Raw genomic sequence first — 17645 nt, 5'->3', positions numbered from 1 at the left:
ACAAAGCGCGTGCGGGGAAGGGCCCGGTGCCGGATCATGGGCGGCATGTCTGCGAACCCAGAGGCCGCGCTGCCGATTCGGCTGACCATGGACGACAGCGACTCGCCGTCCGACGTCGTCGACGCACTCTTCCTCGGCCGCTTCGCCACGGGCGAGCAGCCGTTCTCGTGCAGCTCCTCCATCGACCGGGTCAAGAAGGGGGTCAGCCTGCTGCCGCCGGCCGCGAAGGTGCTGCGGTCCGCCCGCGACGACGACCGCAGCGCGACGCTGGCCGAGGGCGTGGGCTGGACGCTTTTGGTGTCACGCTGGAACCGGGGCGCGGACGTGACGGTGACCGCGACCAGCGAGGAGCTGGCCGAACAGGTGCTCAAACAGGCCACCGAGGGCGCCGAGGACGAGCCCGAGCCGCAGCCCGAGAACGTCACGATGGGCTTCTGGTACGTGTCGCCGCGGCGCGGCCCGCACCGCACGACGCGGCAGATCGCGGCCGGCACGTGGCAGGAGGTGCGGCCCAACTACACGGCGCCGGTGGCCGACGCGCTCGATCGTCTGATGAAGGTGACCCCGGACGACATCGCGGGCCGGCTCCTGCTGCTGCACGGGCCGCCGGGCACCGGCAAGACGTCGGCGCTGCGCACCCTGGCCCGCTCCTGGCGCGACTGGTGCCAGGTGGACTGTGTGCTCGACCCGGAGCGGCTCTTCAACGACGTCGGCTATCTGATGGACATCGCCATCGGTGAGGACGACGGCAGCGCGAAGGGCCGCTGGCGGCTGCTCCTCCTGGAGGACTGCGACGAACTGATCCGCGGCGAGGCCAAGCACACGGCGGGGCAGGCCCTTTCGAGGCTGCTCAATCTGACGGACGGGCTGCTTGGGCAGGGCCGCAACGTTCTGGTGGGGGTCACCACCAACGAGGATCTGGAGCGCCTGCACCCGGCGGTGGTGCGCCCGGGCCGCTGCCTCGCGCGCATCGAGGTCGGCGCGCTGACCCGGGCGGAGGCGGTCGGCTGGCTGGGCACGGACGAGGGCGTCCCGCGCGACGGCGCGACCCTGGCCGAGCTGTACGCCCTGCGGCGCGGCACGTCCCCGGCGTCCCTGCCGGACCAGCGCGACTCGGACGCGGGTCTCTACCTGTAGCCGCCACGGCCGCCTGACGCCTGCCCCGGGCCACCGATACGGCCCGGAGCCTCGTAGTGCGGGCGGACCGGGGCCATCCCGGGCTGCCAGGGGCGGGGCCGGTCCCGGGATCCCAGGGGCGGGGCCGGTCCCGGGATCCCAGGGGCGGGGCCGGTCCCGGGATGCCAGGGGTGGGGCCGGTCCCGGGCTGCCAGGGGCGGGGCCGGTCCCGGGATGCCGCGGTTGGGGCCGGTCCCGGGATGCCAGGGGCGGGGCCGGGGATTCGCGGCCGCTACTTCCCGTACGTCGCCCGCAGCGCGTCCTCGACCACGGCGCGGGCGGCGTCGCGGGCGAGGCCGAGACGGTGGGCCTCCCTCGCATAGGTGGCCGCGGCGGTCGCGGCGAGCCGCGCCGACGCGTCCCCCGCGGCCGCGACGAACGTCCCGTTGCGGCCCCGGGTCTCGATGACTCCGTCCGCCTCCAGAGCCCGGTACGCCTTGGCCACCGTGTTCGTGGCGAGCCCGAGCTCCTCGGCGAGCCCGCGGACCGTGGGCAGCTTGTAGCCGACGGGCAGTCTGCCGGAACGGGCCCGCCCGGCGATCTGGGCGCGCAGTTGCTCGTACGGCGCGTCGGGCGCGCCCTGGTCAATCACGATCTTGAGGGTCACAGCCCGATTCTCCCCCGCGTCGCGCCCCGCGAAAACGGGAGGCGCCGGCGCGGGGGCCCGGCTTGGCGTGGACACCATGCCCACGAGCTCGGCCGAGAACGGCGCCCTCCTTCATGTCGGGCCGGTCAAGGCAGGCGCACGAAGCTCCGCCTGGACGAGGACGAGTTCGCCGCGAGCGGTCTGGCCGAGCGCGACCCGCGGGCCGCGGCCCGCGCCGTGGCCGCGCTCGATGAGCTCGAACTCCTCGCCGAATTCGGGCACTTCACGGCGCTCATCGAATGAGGCGTCATCCGCCGGCGGGCGCCCCGGCGACCACCACGTACCGTTCGTCGTCCACTTCGCGCCCCCACAACCGCGCGTCCCCGGAGAGCCGTTCATAGCGCGTCTCCGCGGTCAGCGGGGCGAGCGATGCAAGGAGGCGCTCGGCGGGTATGCCGGCCCCGCCCCACACCCCCTCGACCAGGATCAGCCGACCGCCCGGGCGCAGCAGCGACCACCAGCGCCGCAGGGCGGCTTCGGGGTCGGGCAGGATCCACACCACGTGGCGGGCGAGGATCACGTCGAAGGTGCGCCCTTCGACGGGCGGCTTCGCCGCGTCCCCGGTCAGCACCTCGGCGCCGGTGCCGGCCAGCTTGGCGCGGGCCAGCTCCGTCATCCGGGGCGACAGATCGACGGCCGTGACCCGGTACCCCCGCTCGGCGGCGAGCAGCGACAGGCTTCCGGTGCCGCAGCCGAGGTCGAGGAACTCGCCCGCCCGGTCCGGCAGCCAGCCCGCGAGGTGCTCGTCCCAGGCGGCGCGCACCAGGGGGTCGCGCAGCCCGTGGTCGGGGTCCTCGTCGAAGGTGGCGGCGGCCTCGTCCCAGTCGATGGTCATGTCTGCATCCATGTCTCGATCGTGCCGGCCGCCACTGACAATCGGCCGGGCGATCAGTTCCGGTCCGCCTCGCCGTCGCCGCCGGAGGGGCCCAGCACCTTGCGGTAGTGCAGGCGGTCGTAGGGCCCGTCCACGCGGCGCTCGACGAGTTCGTACCCGTACCGCGGATAGATCCGCTGGTTCTCCCACATCAACGCGTTGGTGTAGGGCCGCACTTCGGGCAGGCCGAGGGCGCGCGCGTGCTCGTCGACGAAGTGCAGCAGCCGCCGGCCGAGGCCCGTGCCCCTGGCGGCCGGGTGGACGGCGATCGAGTCGAGGAAGAGATGGCCGGTCTTCGCGACGAGGACCCCCACGACCGGGTCACCGGCGACGAAGACCCGCCCCGCAGCGACATCGGCCGCGTGGTCGGCCTCCATGGGCACCGGCACGACCCCGATGCGCTCGATGTAGGGCCGGTAGGCGGCGTCGGTGACCTCCTTCACCCGGGGCACGTCGGCGGCGTTCGCGGGTCGGATCTCCTCGTTCACGGGGACACGGTACGCCGTGCGGGAGCCCGTTCTTAATCGGCTCTGAGGGGCTCCTTAAACGCACCATAAGGATCACCATCCCCCGCTCCCAGCAGGGGATTTCGCGCTTTCCTGGGGCTAGCGTGCTGATCGCCGGACGGGACATCCGGCCGTTCACCACCCCCACGCCCCCACTTGCCCGTGCACCACCGAAGGAGTACGTCACGATGACCTTCCCCCAGCTCTCCACCGCGTCCGAGCAGCGGGGACCCCGTCGGCGCAGGACCGCCGCCGTCGTCGTCGCGGCCGGCTTCGTGCCGCTCGCCCTGACGGGGCTCGCGGCCGGGCCCGCCGCCGCGCACGGTTCCATGACGGATCCGGTCAGCCGGGTCTCGGCCTGTTACGCGGAGGGCCCGGAGAGCCCGAAGTCGGCGGCGTGCAAGGCCGCCGTCGCGGCCAGTGGCGCGCAGGCCTTCTACGACTGGGCCGCGGTGAACATGGCCAACGCCGCGGGCAAGTCGAAGGAGATCATCCCTGACGGTCAGCTGTGCAGCGGCGGCAACGCCAAGTACAAGGGCCTCGACCTGCCGCGCGCGGACTGGCCGGCCTCCAAGCTGTCGGCGGGCAACCACACCTTCCGCTACAAGGGGACGGCCCCGCACAAGGGCTCGTTCGAGCTGTACATCACCAAGGACGGCTACGACCCGTCGAAGCCGCTCAAGTGGTCGGACCTGGAGGCGATTCCGTTCGTCAAGGTCACCGATCCGCCGATGCAGGGCGGCGACTACGTCTTCGACGGGAAGATCCCGGCCCGCTCCGGCCGCCACCTGATCTACTCGATCTGGCAGCGTTCGGACAGCCCCGAGGCCTTCTACACCTGCTCCGACGTGGTGTTCGGCAAGGACAGCGGCACGGCGGGCGCCCCCGCTCCGACGGCCTCCGCGCCCACCGAGCAGGAGATCGCGGACGGCGCCGGCAAGTCGACGGTCCAGCACCACCACGGCTCCGCCGCCCCGAGCACACAGCCGGGAGCGGCCGCGGCCGCCGGGGCCCAGCCCCCCGCCAACCAGCCGCAGCCGGAAGGCTCCGCGGCGGCCACCCCGGTCGACGCGACCGGCACCACGGGGACATCCGGCACCACCGGCACCACCGGCACGCAGAACCTCGCCGAGACCGGGGGCGACGGCACCACCCCGTACCTCGCCATCGGCGGCGCGGGCGCGATCGCCGTCGGCGCCGCGGCGCTGTTCGCGACGCTGCGCCGCAGGTCGGTGGCGGCCGGCCGGCACGGCCGCTGACCGCACGGCACACCCGCACCGCCCCCTCCCGGCTGCCGGGAGGGGGCGGTGCGGTCGCGTGGAGCGGGACGGGGTGACGGCGGGTCAGCCGATGACGGAGGCGCAGGTGGTGGGGGTGGCGTGCGCCGGGTCGAGCGCGTTGGCCACCTCGTGGTAGGCGACGCGGTCGGTCAGGCCGATCGCCACGTGTTCGGAGAGGTCGAGCGCGCACTTGTCCTGGATGAGGACGTTGTGGACGTCGGGGCCGTTCAGGAACTGCGTGCGGTAGGGGGTGACCACCTCGTCGTACTTGCTCGCGATGACCGTGTAGTGGACGCCGGGGACGGTGTCGCCGCCCTGGTTCAGCTGGGTGACGAAGGGCGAGCCGGCCATCTGGTCCGCGAGTCCCGGGGTGGCGAGCGTCAGCAGGTTCTCGGCGCCGGGGAAGTACGGCAGCAGCTGGGTGAGGCCGTCGAGGGTGGTGCCGTGGTTGTCGGGGGCGATCCCGACGAGGGCGTTGACCTTGGCGGCGCCGCCGAGGAACTTCAGGTACCAGCGCGGCATCATGCCGCCCTGGGAGTGGCCGACCACATCGGCCTTGGGGGTGCCGGTGGCGGCGAGCACCTTGTCGACGAAGGTGGCGAGTTGGGCGGCGGACTTGTCGATGGGGCCGAGCCCGTCGAAGAGGGGCACGCCGGGAAGCTGGCCGTAGTCGAGGGAGAAGACGCAGTACCCGCGGTCGACCAGGTACGGAGCGAGGGCCAGCCAGTTGTCGGTGCCGTTGCCGAAGGTGCCGTGCACCAGGACGACGGGGCGGGGGTGGGCGGCGGAGGGCTTGCAGGAGTAGTTGTTCCAGCCACTGCTCGGCGCGGACTGGGCCTGTGCGGCGGTCGCCGGGGCCAGCGCAGCCGCGGCGGCGAGCAGTAGCGCGGACAGGGGTCTGAGCACACGTTTCCAGGGCAGCATCGGGTGATCTCCTTGCGGCTCAAGGGAGTTGCGATGGGGATGTCGCGATGGGAATGTCGCGATGGGGGAATCGCCCTGCGGCCCGGACCACAAGTGAGGTGCCGTACGAGGTGTGTACGGGGCGTGCTCACGCCAAATTACGCACGGGTAGCGTAGGAGTGAAGTTACGCGTCGGTAAAACTTGTGGCACCGGCCCGGGCCGTACCGATGGCGCGGTGTACGGACGGAGTGCTCGTGCGCCGCGGGGGCGGGACCGGAGGCGGGCTGCACGGAGAGGCTCATGCGGCGGGGGTCGCACCGGAGGCCGGGTGCACGAAGGGCCCGCGCGGGGACGTCTCGCTGACCGCGAACGCCGCGGACGAGGAGCCCGCCAACGGGTCGAAGGGCGGCCGGCGTTGGATCGCCGCCGACGGCCAGAGCGTCGCCGCGGGCGACGGCGCCGCGTCCAAGGTGTCGGTACGCGGCTACGACGGGGCGGGCGCGATCGAGCCCGGCACCTCCCAGCTGCGCTCCGAGGCCTTTGACCTGACGCCACGTCAGGCGAGCGGAGGCGGCACCCTCCTCTACACGGACGCCACGGGGACCGAGAACCGCTGGAAGATCCCGGCCGTCGACTCCGGACCGCGGTCGCCGACGTCAGGAAGGGGTTGGTTGCTCCCTGAGGGCGCTCCGGGCTCGGCTCAGCCCTCGTCACCGCGAGCCCGGGCGGCGCCTTCCAGCCGTGCCGCCGGGTTCGCTCAGGCCGCGTCCGACAGCGAGCCCGGGATGATGGCGCGGGGGCCGAACTTGGCGCGGGCGCGGTCGGCCACCGCCTCGATGCGGCGCGCCCGTTCGTCCTGGGGGTCGAACGTGAGCTGGTGCGCGGCGAGTTCGGCCGTCGCGAGCCCCTCGGCCCGCAGGGAGATGCCGCGCACCCTGGCGCGTTGCAGGCCCAGTGCCGTGTGGAGGGCGTAGGCCAGGTCGGCCAGTGCGGGCGAGTGGGCCGACGGCTCGCGCAGGGCGCGGGTGCGGGTCGTGGTGGACCGGTCGGCATAGCGCACGGTAAGGCTGAGGGAACGGCACACCTGGTCGGCGCCGCGCAGCCGGACACCCAGCTCCTCCGCGAGGGAGAGCAACGCCCTGCGGTGCCGTACCGGGTCCAACTCATCGCGGGGGAAGGTGCGTTCGGCGGCGATGGAGCGGGCGGAGGCGTTCGGGACGACGGGGGTACGGTCGATGCCGCGGGCGCGTTCCTGGAGGTCGCGGCCCTGCTTCGCGCCGAGGATCCGCTGGACGGTGCCGGGCGGGGCGTCGGCGAGACGCCCGGCCGTGTCGAGTCCGTACGCGCAGAGGGTGCGGGCGGTCGATCGGCCGACGCCGTCGAGGGCGCGGACCGGCAGCGTGGCGAGGTAGCGGTCCACCTCGTCGGGGCGGACCGTCCGGGTTGTCCCGGGCCCGGCGTCGCGGGCCGCCATTCTGGCCAGCATCGGGTTGGGTGCGAGCCCGATGGCGCACTCCAGGCCGAAGTGGGCGAGGGCGCGCACCCGCAGGACCGCGGCGAGCTGTCCCGCGTCCTGGCCGAAGTACTTCTCGGCGCCGCCCAGGTCGGCGAGGAGCCCGTCGGGCGGCAGCGCCTGGACGACCGGGGTGAGGTTCTCGGTCAGCGCGATCAGTGGGGGAAGCACCGCTCCCGCGTCCGCGAGGGCGAACCGTGCACAGAGGATCATCCCGCGCTCCCTGGACTTGAGTGCCACAACTTCCGCCCGGTGGGGGCTCCTTCGCCCGCCGGGCGCAGGTCGGCCCAGGGGTTCAGTTCGTAGCCGTTGGCCAGGTGGATGCGGCGGCCGTTGCCGGTGGACGGGCCGGCCGTCGCCGCGGCAGCCGGTTCGGCCGCGCCGCCGGAGCGTCCGGCAGGGTCGGCCGGTTCGGCGGGGCCGGTCCGTTCGGGCGGGGCGGCGAGGCGGGCCGCGACCGCGTCGAGGCCGCCTTCGCGGCGCAGCTCCGCGAGTTCGGCGAGGTTCCAGGCGCGGGCGCCCACCACGCTGAGGCTGCGCGGGCCGCGCCGCTGCACCACACCGCGTACGAGGAGGAGCCAGGAGTGGAAGACGGTGTAGGCGCAGGTGTCGTGGCTGTCCTCGAAGAAGGCCAGGTCGACCAGGCCGGTGCCGTCGTCCAGGGTGCTGAAGACGACGCGCTTGCCGGAGCGGATCGGCGGGGTCTGGGTGGCCGCCTTGGCGCCCGCGACCAGGACGGTCTGCCCGTGTTCGGCGGCGCGCAACCGCTTGGCGGAGACCACGCCGAGTTCGCGCAGGAAGGTGGTGTGGTCCTCCATCAGATGGCGGGAGGTGTCCATGCCGAGGACGCCGAGTTCGGCGCTGAGCCGTTCTGCCTCGTCCAGGTCGGGCAGGCCCGCACCGGCCGTCAAGGCGCCTCCGTCCAGGGGGAGTTGGCCGCCGGCGGCGTGGCGGGTGCCGTGGAGTTCGGAGAGGTGGAGGAGCAGGTCGCGCCGGTTGCCGCCGAACGCGTCGAGCGCGCCGATCCGGGCGAGCCGTTCGGCGACCGGGCGGCTCGGCCTTGCCCGCTGCCAGAAGTCACGCAGCGAGGCGTAGGGCCGGCCGGCCTCGATGCGGGCGCTCTCGGCCTCGCTGATGCCGTGGACGTCGCAGAGCGCGAGCCGCACCCCCCACTTACCGGACACCAGTTCGATTGTGTGGGCGACCGACGATCGGTTCACATCCACCGGCAGGATCGGCACGCCGCGGCGCCGCGCGTCCGCGAGCAGCAGCCGCTTCGGGTACATCCCGGGGTCGTGGGTGAGCAGCCCGGCGTAGAAGGCGGCCGGGTGGTGCGCCTTGAGCCAGGCCGACTGGTAGGTGGGTACGGCGAAGGCGACGGCGTGCGCCTTGCAGAAGCCGTACGACCCGAAGGCCTCGACGATCTCCCAGGTGCGGGCGATCACCTCGGGCGCGTAGCCGCGCTCCCGGGCGAGCTGGGCGAACCAGACCTTGATGCGCGCCTGGGACTCCGGGTCGGAGAGCCCGCGCCGCACCCGGTCGGCCTCGCCGCGGCCGCAGCCGGTCATGATGTTCACGATCTCGATGATCTGCTCGTGGAAAACGACCACGCCGTAGGTGTCGCGCAGCGCGTCGGCCAGGTCGGGGTGGGGGAAGCGGGCCGGGGCCCGCCCGTGCCGGGCCTCGATGAAGGGGCGCACCATGTCGGCGGCGACCGGGCCCGGCCGGAACAGCGAGATGTCGACGACGAGGTCGTGGAAGGTGGAGGGCTGGAGCCGTCCGACCAGGTCGCGCTGGCCGGGGGACTCGATCTGGAAACAGCCCAACGTCTCGGTGGAGGCGATGAGTTGATAGGTCTTGGCGTCGCCCGGCGGGACCTGCGCCGGGTCGTCGAGGTCGAGCCTCTCGCCGGTGGTCCGGCCGATCTCGGTGACCGCGTGGGCCATCGCGGACTGCATCCGTACGCCCAGAACGTCCAGCTTGAGCAGGCCGAGGTCCTCGACGTCCTCCTTGTCGAACTGGGACATGGGGAAGCCCTCGCCGCTGGTGGGCATCACGGGGGTGCGGCGCAGCAGTGAGGCGTCGGAGAGGAGCACGCCGCAGGGGTGCATGGCGATGCCGCGCGGCAGGGCGTCCAGCGCTTCGACGAGCTCCCAGAGCTTGCCGTACTTCTCCATCTCCCCTGCCAGAGAACGCAGTTCGGGAAGTTCCTGCAGGGCGGTGCGGGCGTCGCGGGCCCGGATGTGCGGGAAGGACTTGGCGATCTCGTCGATGACGGCCGGGTCCATGGACAGGGCGGCGCCCACGTCCCGGATGGCGTGCCGCACCCGGTAGGTCTCGGGCATGGAGACGGTGGCGACCCGCTCGGTGCCGAAGCGGCCGATGATCGCGCGGTAGACGTCGAGCCGGCGGGCGGACTCCACGTCGATGTCGATGTCGGGCAGCACCGGCCGCTGCTTGGACAGGAAGCGCTCCATCAGGAGGCCGTTCTCGACGGGGTCGGCGTGGGCGATGCCGAGGAGGTGGTTGACGAGCGAGCCCGCGCCGGAGCCGCGCGCCGCGACCCGGATGCCCATCTCCCGTACGTCGTCGACGACTTGGGCGACGGTGAGGAAGTACGAGGCGAACCCCCAGTGCGCGATGATGTCCAGCTCGTGGTGCATCCGCTCCCAGTACGCGCGCCGGCCTGCGTAGCCGCGCAGCACCATGCCGGCGGCGGCCCGCGAGGCGAGGACGCGCTGCGGGGTGCGGTCGGCCGCGCCGACCAGGTGCGGCTCGGGGAAGTAGGCGAAGGTCTTGATGCCGAGGTCGTCCTGGGGGTCGACGAGGCACTCGGCGGCGGTCTCCTCGGTCATGGCGAGCAGCCGGTGCGCCACCTCGCGCCGCCAGCCGGCCGCCTCGGCGACCCGCTCGGCGATCTTGAACATGGCAGCCGGGTCCTTGAGCCAGCGCTCGCCACTGTCGAACGGCGGCCGCACCGGCACCAGCCGCCGGGCCGCGTCGAGCACATCGGCGACCGGGCCCTGCCCGGGGTCGGCGTAGCGCGCGGCGTTGGTCAGGACGGCGCGTACGCCCTGGTCGGCGGCGAAGCCGACGGTGCGCGCGGCGAGCCGGAGCGAGCCGGGGCCCGTCCCCCGCAGGCCGTGGTGGACCGCTTCGAGGCGGAGCGCGTCACCGTAGAGCTCCCGCCAGGGCGCGAGCAGTTTCGCGGCGCGGTCGGGGCGGCCCGCGCTCAGCGCCCGGCCGATCTCGGAGGCCGGGCCGAGCAGCACGGTGAGCCCTTCGGCGGGCAGGTCGGCGTGGGTGAGGGCCGGGCGGCCCGCGGCGGTGTGGGCCGCGCTGACCAGGCGGCACAGTTCGGCCCAGCCGGCCGCGCCGTCGCGGGCGAGGAAGGTGACACGAGGTGCGGATTCGTCGACGAAGGCGCCGCCCCGTACGGGGGTGCGCCGGGCCTGCCCCCGGGTGGTCTCCGGGACGCCGAGGTGGTCCGGCACGGCGAGGTCGACTCCGAACAGCGGCCGGATGCCCGCCTTGGCGCAGGCCTTGGCGAAGCGGACCGTGCCCGCGAGGGTGTCCCGGTCGGTCAGGGCGAGGGCGTCCATGCCGCGGTCGGCGGCGCGTTCGGCCAGCCGTTCCGGGTGGGATGCCCCATACCGCAGGGAGAACCCCGAAACGGTGTGCAGGTGCGTGAAGCCGGGCATCCGCACCTCCTACCGATCCGTTCTCACCTCCCCCTCCCTTCCACCATAGACCAGTTTCGAACGTACGTGCGACATGTTCGAACGGCCACCTGCCGGACGGCTCCGGCAGGTGGCCGCCGGGGTCAGGCCGTGGCGCTCTTGATGACCGCGAACGGGGCGCCGAACGGGTCGAGCATCATCGCGATCCGCCCCGCGCCCGGGGTCTCCATGGCCCCGATGATGACGGTCGCCCCGAGCTCCTGGGCGGCGGCCACCGCGGCGTCGCAGTCCTCGACCTCGAAGTAGGGGTGCCATTCGGAGTCCGAGCCGGCGTCCAGGTTCTCCCGGGGCAGCTGCATGATGCCGCCGTGCATGGTGCGCTCGCCGCCCCCGGCGGGCCCGGCGATCGAGTAGACGAGATCCCCGCCCATGGGCATGTCACGGGTCTCCCACGACAGGACCGAGCCGTAGAAGGCCTTCACCGCGGCGGCGTCGGTGGTGTAGAGCTCGATCCAGCTGACGCTGCCGGGGTCGTTGACGAGTTCCAGGCCGTCGGTGTCCCGTGGCTGCCACACGGCGAACTCGGCGCCCGCCGGATCGGTGAAGCCCGCCATCCGGCCGGCCGTGAAGACGTCCATGGGCGGGACGCGGACGGTGCCGCCCGCCTGCTCGACCGCCTTGGCGGTGGCGTCGGCGTCGGCGGTACGGAAGTACACCGTCCAGGCCGAGTTCGCGCCCTCCTCGGTCAGCGGGCCGAGCGCGCCGACGGTCCTGCCGTCCTTCTGCAGGAAGCCGTAACCCCCGGCTTCCGGCCCCGCGGGCTGGAACCGCCAGTCGAACAGGCCGGTGTAGAAGGCGACGGCAGCGTCGATGTCGGGGGTCCCCAGGTCGAGCCAGGTCAGTCCGCCCGGTACCTGTGTGGAGGTCAGCATGGGTGCTCCTGTCGCGTACGTCGATCCCGCCCCGGGAACGGCGGCCCCGGGCGCCTGGGTCGTGTCTTCACCGTCCCAGCGTGGCAGCGGGCGCCACCCGCCGACAGCCGAACGGCTCCGCTCAGCCATTCGGCCCCGCCCCGCCTGCGCGGGGGCACGGCACGGCCGAGCGTGGGGGCATGACTTTCGTCGACGAGGTGAAGAACGCCGTCAGTGTGCGGGCCGCTCTGCTGGTCACCGGCGTACTGGGCCTGATGGTCGCTTTCATCGCGTCCTACGCCGGCGCCTTCCACAGCCCCAAGCCGAAGGACATCCCCTTCGCCTTGGTCGCGCCCCAGCAGATCAGCGGGCAGCTCACCCAGCGCCTCGGCTCCCTGCCCGGCGACCCCCTCGACGTACGCACCGCCAAGAACGACGCCGACGCCCTGCGGCAGATGCGCGACCGCAGCATCGACGGGGCGCTGCTCGTCGACCCCCGGAGCACCACCGACCGGCTGCTCGTGGCGAGCGGCGGCGGGGCCTCGCTCGCGCAGGCCGTGGAGGCGATCACGACGGCGGCCGAGAAGGCGCAGCAGCGCACCGTCAAGGTGATCGACATCGCCCCCGCCGCCGAGGGCGACTCGCGCACGCTGTCCGCGTTCTACCTCGTCGTCGGCTGGTGCGTGGGCGGCTATCTGTGTGCGGCGATCCTGGCGATCAGTGCGGGCGCCCGGCCCGCCAACACCCATCGCGCGCTGATCCGGCTCGCGGTGCTCGCGGTGTACTCGATCGCCGCGGGGCTGCTCGGCTCGCTCATCATCGGTCCGGTGCTCGGCGCACTGCCGGGCAGCTACATCGGCCTGGCCGGACTCGGCGCGCTCGTCGTGTTCGCGGTGGGCGCCACCACGCTCGCCTTCCAGGGGCTCGCCGGTGTCGTCGGCATCGGCCTCGCGATCCTGGTCATCGTCGTCCTCGGCAATCCGAGCGCGGGCGGCGCCTATCCGTATCCGCTGCTCCCGCCGTTCTGGCGGACGATCGGACCGGGGCTGCCGCCCGGTGCCGGCACGTGGTCGGCGCGCTCCATCGCCTACTTCAGGGGCGAGGCGGTCACCGGGCCGCTCCTGGTGCTCTCGATCTGGGCGGTGGCCGGCGCCGTCATCACCATCGTCCTGGCCGGCCTGAACCGCGACCGCGCCGAGCGACCGGTCGGCGTCTGAGCCTCCCGCGCCACTCGGCGCTTCGAGCGGCCGGTCGGCGTCTGACCTCCCGCGCCACTCGGCGCTTCGAGCGGCCGGTCGGCGTCTGAGCCTCCGTGCCGCTCGGCGTTCGGCCGGGTCTACTTGCCGTAGTACGCCCGCGTCATGAGCTCCTTCATGTCGTCGATCATCGGCATCCGGGGGTTGGCCGGGGCGCACTGGTCGGCGTAGGCGTTCATCGCCTGGACCGGCAGCGCCTCGATGAAGGCGGTCTCGTCCACGCCTTCCTCCTGGAAGGAGGCGGGGATGCCGCACTTGGTACGCAGTTCCTCGACGGCACGGGCGTAGGACTCGACGCCCTCGGCGGGGGTCGCGGCCGGCAGGCCCAGCATCTTCGCGATCTCCTGGAAGCGTTCCGGGGCCCGGTAGACCTCGGCCTTCGGCCACGGGGTCGCCTTGCCGCAGACCTGGCCGTTGTGCCGGATGACGTGCGGCAGGAGCAGCGCGTTGGTGCGGCCGTGGGCGACGTGAAAGGTGTTGCCGAGGGTGTGCGCCATGGCGTGCACCAGGCCGAGGAAGGCGTTGGCGAAGGCCATGCCGGCCACCGTGGAGGCGTTGTGCATCTTCTCGCGCGCCTCGGGGTCGGCCGCGCCGTCCACGACGCAGCGCTCCAGGTTCTCGAAGATCAGCTTGATGGCCTGGAGGCAGAGGCCGTCGGTGTAGTCGTTGGAGTACACCGAGACGTACGCCTCGGTGGCGTGGGTCAGGGCGTCGAAGCCGGAGTCGGCGGTCACGGTGGCGGGCAGGTGCAGGGGGAGCACCGGGTCGACGATCGCGACGTTCGGGGTCAGCGCGTAGTCGGCCAGCGGGTACTTCTGCGCGGCCTCCGGGTCGGAGATGACCGCGAACGGGGTGACCTCGCTGCCTGTGCCCGACGTGGTCGGGATGGCGACCAGTTGCGCCTTCTCGCCGAGCGCCGGGAAGGTGTAGGCGCGCTTGCGGATGTCGAAGAACTTCTCCTTGGTGTCCGCGAACTCGACCTCCGGGTGCTCGTACATCAGCCACATGATCTTGGCGGCGTCCATGGCCGAGCCGCCGCCGAGCGCGACGATCGTGTCCGGCTCGAAGTCGCGCATCATCGCGGCCCCGGCCCGCACGGTCGACAGCTCCGGGTTGGGCTCGACGGTGTCGATGACCTGGAGGACGACCGGCTGGGGGCGGGTCTGGAGGATGTCGGTGACCTTCTGGACGAAACCGAGCGTGCCCATCGTCTTGTCGGTGACGATCGTGACCCGCTTCAGGCCGTCCATCTCGCCGAGGTAACGCAGCGAGTTGCGCTCGAAGTAGATCTTCGGCGGGACCTTGAACCACTGCATGTTGTTGGTGCGCCGTCCGATCCGCTTGATGTTGATCAGGTTGACCGCGGAGACGTTGTCGGACACCGAGTTGTGTCCGTACGAGCCGCAGCCGAGGGTGAGGGAGGGCAGGAAGGCGTTGTAGACGTCGCCTATGCCACCGAAGGTGGAGGGCGCGTTGACGATCACGCGGATCGCCTTGACGCGCCTGCCGAACTCCTCGGCGAGCTCGTCGTTCTCGGTGTGGATGGCGGCGCTGTGGCCCAGACCGTGGAACTCGACCATCTGCGCGGCGAGTTGGAGGCCGTGCTCGGTGGAGCCGGCCTTGAGGGCGGCGAGGACCGGGGAGAGCTTCTCGCGGGTCAGCGGCTCGGCCTCGCCGACCTCCGCGCACTCGGCGAGCAGGATCGAGGTAGCCTCCGGCACCTCGAAGCCGGCCTGTTCGGCGATCCACTGCGGCGACCTGCCGACCACGTCGGCGTTGAGCTTGGCGCCGGCGCAGTCGCTCGCGAAGGCGGTGGTGCCGAAGACGAACTCCTCCAGCTTGGTCTTCTCGGCCGCGCTCAGGACGTACGCGCCCAGCCGCTGGAACTCGGCGAGGCCCCGCTCGTACACCTCCTGGTCGAGGATGACGGCCTGTTCGGAGGCGCAGATCATGCCGTGGTCGAAGGACTTGGAGAGCACGATGTCGTGCACGGCCCGGGCGAGCTTGCCGCTGCGGGTGACGTACGCGGGGACGTTGCCCGCGCCTACGCCGAGGGCGGGCTTGCCGCAGGAGTAGGCGGCCTTGACCATCGCGTTGCCGCCGGTCGCGAGGATGGTGGAGACACCCTCGTGGTGCATCAGGAGACCGGTGGCCTCCATCGACGGGGTCTCGATCCACTGCACACAGCCTTCGGGCGCCCCGGCCTCGATCGCGGCGTCGCGCACCACGCGGGCTGCGGCGGCCGAGCAGTGCTGCGCGGAGGGGTGGAAGGCGAAGACGATCGGGTTACGGGTCTTCAGGGCGATCAGCGCCTTGAAGAGGGTGGTGGAGGTGGGGTTGGTCACGGGGGTCATCGCGCAGACGACGCCGACCGGTTCGGCGATCTCGGTGATGCCGTTCAGCTCGTCGCGGCTGATCACCCCGGCCGTCTTCAGACCCCGCATCGAATGGACGACGTGCTCGCAGGCGAAGAGGTTCTTGACGGCCTTGTCCTCGAAGAGGCCGCGGCCGGTCTCCTCGACGGCGAGCCGGGCCAGTTCGCCGTGCTCGCTCAGCGCGGCGAGCGAAGCCTTCTTGACGATGTGGTCGACCTGCTCCTGGGTGAACGTCTCGAACCGGGCGAGGGCCTCCTGGGCGCCACGCACCAGCCGGTCGACCATGTCCTCGGTGTTCGTCGCCTCCATGGCAGGAACTCCTTCTGTCGAGCACGGGCATCGCGTGTGTCGCGCTGCTTTCCGATGTCTCCATTCGACATCCGTTCACCGTGCCCGCGGGCCCGACAAAGCCCTGTCCCCGAGGGTCGAACGTCCTGCCACATGACCGCATGTCACCGAAAAAACGTCGCTGAGCTGCACCTATGCTGGGTGGCTTTCGCCCTCTGCGCGCTTGTGAAAACTTTCACAAGTTTTCCGGCGGGGTGTGCCCCTCCCCCATGACCTCCGAGTGCGCCTGCGCCGGAGGGACGGCCGGAGCGGCCGGTGTTCCGGGGGGTTCGACGGGCGTCGCTTCCGGTGCGGGCCGCGTCTCGCCCGGTGCGGGCCCCGCCTGCTGCGCGGCGCGTTCCAGGAACCTCAGGAGCTCCACCGGGAACGGCAGTACCAAGGTCGAGTTCTTCTCGGCGGCCACCGCCACCACCGTCTGCAACAGCCGCAGCTGGAGTGCGGCCGGCTCCTTCGACATCACCCCGGCCGCCTCGGCCAGCTTCTTCGATGCCTGGAGCTCGGCGTCCGCGTTGATCACCCGTGCCCGCCGCTCACGGTCGGCCTCGGCCTGGCGGGCCATCGAGCGCTTCATCGTCTCCGGCAGCGACACGTCCTTGATCTCGACGCGGTCGATCTGCACACCCCAGCCGATGGCCGGGCTGTCGATCATCAGCTCAAGGCCCTGGTTGAGCTTCTCCCTGTTCGACAGGAGGTCGTCCAGGTCGCTCTTGCCGATGATGGACCGCAGCGAGGTCTGCGCCATCTGCGCGACCGCGAACTGGTAGTCCTCGACCTGGATGACAGCGTCCGTCGGCTCGATCACCTTGAAGTAGATCACCGCGTCCACCCGGACCGTGACGTTGTCCCGTGTGATGCCGTCCTGGGCGGGCACCGGCATCGTCACGATCTGCATGTTCACTTTGTGCAGACGGTCGACGAAGGGGACGATCATCGTCAGGCCGGGCCCGCGCACCGCGTGCTTCAGCCGGCCAAGACGCAGCACCACTCCCCGCTCGTACTGCTTGACGACCCGGGCCGCCGCAAGCAAGTAGACGACGCCGGCGGAGCCGACGGCGATGCCCGCCGTTACGAGTGCCTCGACCATCACGGCCCCCAAGGGTGGGCGAATCGGGCGTGTCCTTCGACGGTAACTCCGCTCGACGCCCAGAGGGGAGCCCCCGGGAGGCGCCCTCTCACCCCCGGCGCCGTGCGAGGGGGCGGTGGCGCGACGGTCAGAGGGGTCAGGGACGGTTGGCGGCCATCCAGACCGCCGCGTGGTCGACGGCCGCCCGGATGGGGAAGAGCGCCGCCTCACCCCGGCCCAGGGCGCCTCGGCGTACGTGCCGGGCGGGGAAGTCCGCGCCGATGCGGGCGAAGTCGCCGTCGTCGAGCGCGGCGTCCTGATAGGTGAACCAGACGGCCTCGCCCCGCTCGTCCCTGATCACCGCCCGGTACGTACGCACCGGGCGCGGCGGCACCCGATATTCGGCGACGTGGAAGGCGGTGCACACCTCGAACCCCACGTCGACGAGGAGGACCTGCGCGTCGGCGGCGATCAGGCGGGCGAGGGGCGAGTCCTCGCCGAAGTGACAGTCGAGGGCGTGCCCCTTCATGAACTCGGCGGCCCGGGCGCCGAGCGCCGCGAAGGAGGTCTGGGGGTGGTCGCTGCGGGCGGCGCCGGGGGTGGTCCTGACGCGTTCGGCGAGGCGGCCCATCCCCGGGCAGGGGGTGCGGTCGGGATCGAACGGCGCCATCGCGGCCCGGAAGGCAGCCGCGTCGGGGGCCCGGCTCACCAGGGCGAGGTGGGCCGGGGAGGTGTCGGAGTTCTCGGGGGTGAACGCGGGGACCACCAGCGTCCCCCAGGGCCCCAGCACCGTACGCAGCGCGCCCAGGAGCACGCCGTCGCCCAGCCCGGTGCCGCGCAGGGAGGCGTGGACGAGGAGGGCCCCGCCTTCCGCGACCCCCAGGGCCCGCAACTGCGCGACCGGGTCCGCCCCGCCCCCGGCCCGGGTCACGCCCTCGGCGCCGATGCCGGCGGTGTCCTCGGCCACGCGCGTCCCCTTCTCATTCCTGCCCGCTCGCCACACGGCCCCCGCCGGACCGGCCGCCCAAGGGGGAGCATGGACGTCAACAGCCGCTCCTGTGCGCGGAGTTGTGCCCCGTTGCAGTGTCGGCGGGACGACTTTACTCTCGTCCC

General features: G+C 72.5%; 13 protein-coding genes and 1 pseudogene. 4 read left to right on the top strand and 10 right to left on the bottom strand.

Features of this window, described 5'->3' with window-relative positions:
* Positions 1-45: 45 nt before the first annotated feature.
* Positions 46-1137 carry a DUF5925 domain-containing protein gene (locus AB0D31_RS15470; protein WP_362722314.1) on the top strand — a complete coding sequence of 364 codons (1092 nt, stop codon included), beginning with the start codon at positions 46-48 and terminating at the stop codon, positions 1135-1137.
* Between the two features lie 271 nt (positions 1138-1408).
* Here AB0D31_RS15470 and AB0D31_RS15465 read toward each other — a convergent pair whose 3' ends face one another.
* Positions 1409-1783 carry a GntR family transcriptional regulator gene (locus tag AB0D31_RS15465; RefSeq protein ID WP_362722312.1) on the bottom strand — a complete coding sequence of 125 codons (375 nt, stop codon included), beginning with the start codon at positions 1781-1783 and terminating at the stop codon, positions 1409-1411.
* A gap of 144 nt (positions 1784-1927) precedes the next feature.
* Here AB0D31_RS15465 and AB0D31_RS15460 point away from each other — a divergent pair.
* Positions 1928-2065: pseudogene (locus AB0D31_RS15460) on the top strand (DUF402 domain-containing protein); the annotation flags it as partial.
* A 4-nt stretch (positions 2066-2069) separates the two neighbouring features.
* Here the strand turns inward: AB0D31_RS15460 and AB0D31_RS15455 are convergent.
* Positions 2070-2669 carry a class I SAM-dependent methyltransferase gene (locus AB0D31_RS15455; RefSeq protein WP_362722309.1) on the bottom strand — a complete coding sequence of 200 codons (600 nt, stop codon included), beginning with the start codon at positions 2667-2669 and terminating at the stop codon, positions 2070-2072.
* A 41-nt stretch (positions 2670-2710) separates the two neighbouring features.
* Entirely contained in the window at positions 2711-3184 is a 474-nt protein-coding gene (locus AB0D31_RS15450) for a GNAT family N-acetyltransferase (RefSeq protein WP_362722306.1), read from the bottom strand.
* 206 nt (positions 3185-3390) lie between these two features.
* On the opposite strand from AB0D31_RS15450, the gene AB0D31_RS15445 reads away from it, so the two are divergent.
* On the top strand, positions 3391-4461 hold the full coding sequence (locus AB0D31_RS15445) for a lytic polysaccharide monooxygenase (protein ID WP_362722304.1): 1071 nt from the start codon (positions 3391-3393) through the stop codon (positions 4459-4461).
* A gap of 84 nt (positions 4462-4545) precedes the next feature.
* Here AB0D31_RS15445 and AB0D31_RS15440 read toward each other — a convergent pair whose 3' ends face one another.
* The 4 genes from AB0D31_RS15440 to AB0D31_RS15425 form a co-directional block, all read right to left on the bottom strand.
* Positions 4546-5406, bottom strand: a complete 861-nt coding sequence (locus AB0D31_RS15440; protein WP_362722301.1) for an alpha/beta fold hydrolase — start codon at positions 5404-5406, stop codon at positions 4546-4548.
* A 737-nt stretch (positions 5407-6143) separates the two neighbouring features.
* Positions 6144-7112: a hypothetical protein gene (locus AB0D31_RS15435; RefSeq protein WP_362722298.1), complete on the bottom strand. Its 969-nt coding sequence runs from the start codon at positions 7110-7112 to the stop codon at positions 6144-6146.
* Positions 7109-10600, bottom strand: coding sequence for a DNA polymerase III subunit alpha (locus AB0D31_RS15430; protein WP_362722295.1), 3492 nt, complete (start codon positions 10598-10600; stop codon positions 7109-7111). Before AB0D31_RS15430 ends, AB0D31_RS15435 begins: the two co-directional genes overlap by 4 nt.
* A 122-nt stretch (positions 10601-10722) precedes the next feature.
* Positions 10723-11511: a VOC family protein gene (locus AB0D31_RS15425; RefSeq protein WP_362722293.1), complete on the bottom strand. Its 789-nt coding sequence runs from the start codon at positions 11509-11511 to the stop codon at positions 10723-10725.
* 179 nt (positions 11512-11690) lie between these two features.
* Here AB0D31_RS15425 and AB0D31_RS15420 point away from each other — a divergent pair, with 179 nt between their 5' ends.
* Entirely contained in the window at positions 11691-12707 is a 1017-nt protein-coding gene (locus tag AB0D31_RS15420) for a DUF3533 domain-containing protein (protein WP_362722290.1), read from the top strand.
* A gap of 119 nt (positions 12708-12826) precedes the next feature.
* Here the strand turns inward: AB0D31_RS15420 and adhE are convergent, their stop codons facing one another.
* From adhE to AB0D31_RS15405, 3 genes are all read right to left on the bottom strand, one after another.
* On the bottom strand, positions 12827-15430 hold the full coding sequence (adhE, locus tag AB0D31_RS15415; RefSeq protein WP_362722287.1) for a bifunctional acetaldehyde-CoA/alcohol dehydrogenase: 2604 nt from the start codon (positions 15428-15430) through the stop codon (positions 12827-12829).
* A 214-nt stretch (positions 15431-15644) separates the two neighbouring features.
* A complete protein-coding gene (locus AB0D31_RS15410) occupies positions 15645-16553 on the bottom strand; it encodes a slipin family protein (RefSeq protein ID WP_362722422.1) in 909 nt (302 codons plus the stop codon).
* A 136-nt stretch (positions 16554-16689) separates the two neighbouring features.
* Positions 16690-17499 (bottom strand): AAC(3) family N-acetyltransferase, encoded by an 810-nt coding sequence (locus tag AB0D31_RS15405; protein WP_362722284.1) that lies wholly within the window; start codon positions 17497-17499, stop codon positions 16690-16692.
* Positions 17500-17645: the final 146 nt, after the last annotated feature.

Origin of the sequence: Streptomyces sp. NPDC048361, from assembly GCF_040651795.1 — a bacterium.
Classification (GTDB): domain Bacteria; phylum Actinomycetota; class Actinomycetes; order Streptomycetales; family Streptomycetaceae; genus Streptomyces.
The sequence above is the reverse complement of the archived record's forward strand: the minus strand, read 5'-3'. Positions and strand labels throughout refer to the sequence as shown.

Excerpts from the sequence above, each read along its gene's own strand:
- AB0D31_RS15410 (WP_362722422.1), bottom strand. The coding sequence starts at position 16,553 with ATGGTCGAGGCACTCGTAACGGCGGGCATCGCCGTCGGCTCCGCCGGC.
- AB0D31_RS15430 (WP_362722295.1), bottom strand. The coding sequence starts at position 10,600 with ATGCCCGGCTTCACGCACCTGCACACCGTTTCGGGGTTCTCCCTGCGG.
- AB0D31_RS15455 (WP_362722309.1), bottom strand. The coding sequence starts at position 2,669 with ATGGATGCAGACATGACCATCGACTGGGACGAGGCCGCCGCCACCTTC.
- AB0D31_RS15440 (WP_362722301.1), bottom strand. The coding sequence starts at position 5,406 with ATGCTGCCCTGGAAACGTGTGCTCAGACCCCTGTCCGCGCTACTGCTC.
- AB0D31_RS15420 (WP_362722290.1), top strand. The coding sequence starts at position 11,691 with ATGACTTTCGTCGACGAGGTGAAGAACGCCGTCAGTGTGCGGGCCGCT.
- AB0D31_RS15470 (WP_362722314.1), top strand. The coding sequence starts at position 46 with ATGTCTGCGAACCCAGAGGCCGCGCTGCCGATTCGGCTGACCATGGAC.
- adhE (WP_362722287.1), bottom strand. The coding sequence starts at position 15,430 with ATGGAGGCGACGAACACCGAGGACATGGTCGACCGGCTGGTGCGTGGC.
- AB0D31_RS15445 (WP_362722304.1), top strand. The coding sequence starts at position 3,391 with ATGACCTTCCCCCAGCTCTCCACCGCGTCCGAGCAGCGGGGACCCCGT.
- AB0D31_RS15435 (WP_362722298.1), bottom strand. The coding sequence starts at position 7,112 with ATGATCCTCTGTGCACGGTTCGCCCTCGCGGACGCGGGAGCGGTGCTT.
- AB0D31_RS15425 (WP_362722293.1), bottom strand. The coding sequence starts at position 11,511 with ATGCTGACCTCCACACAGGTACCGGGCGGACTGACCTGGCTCGACCTG.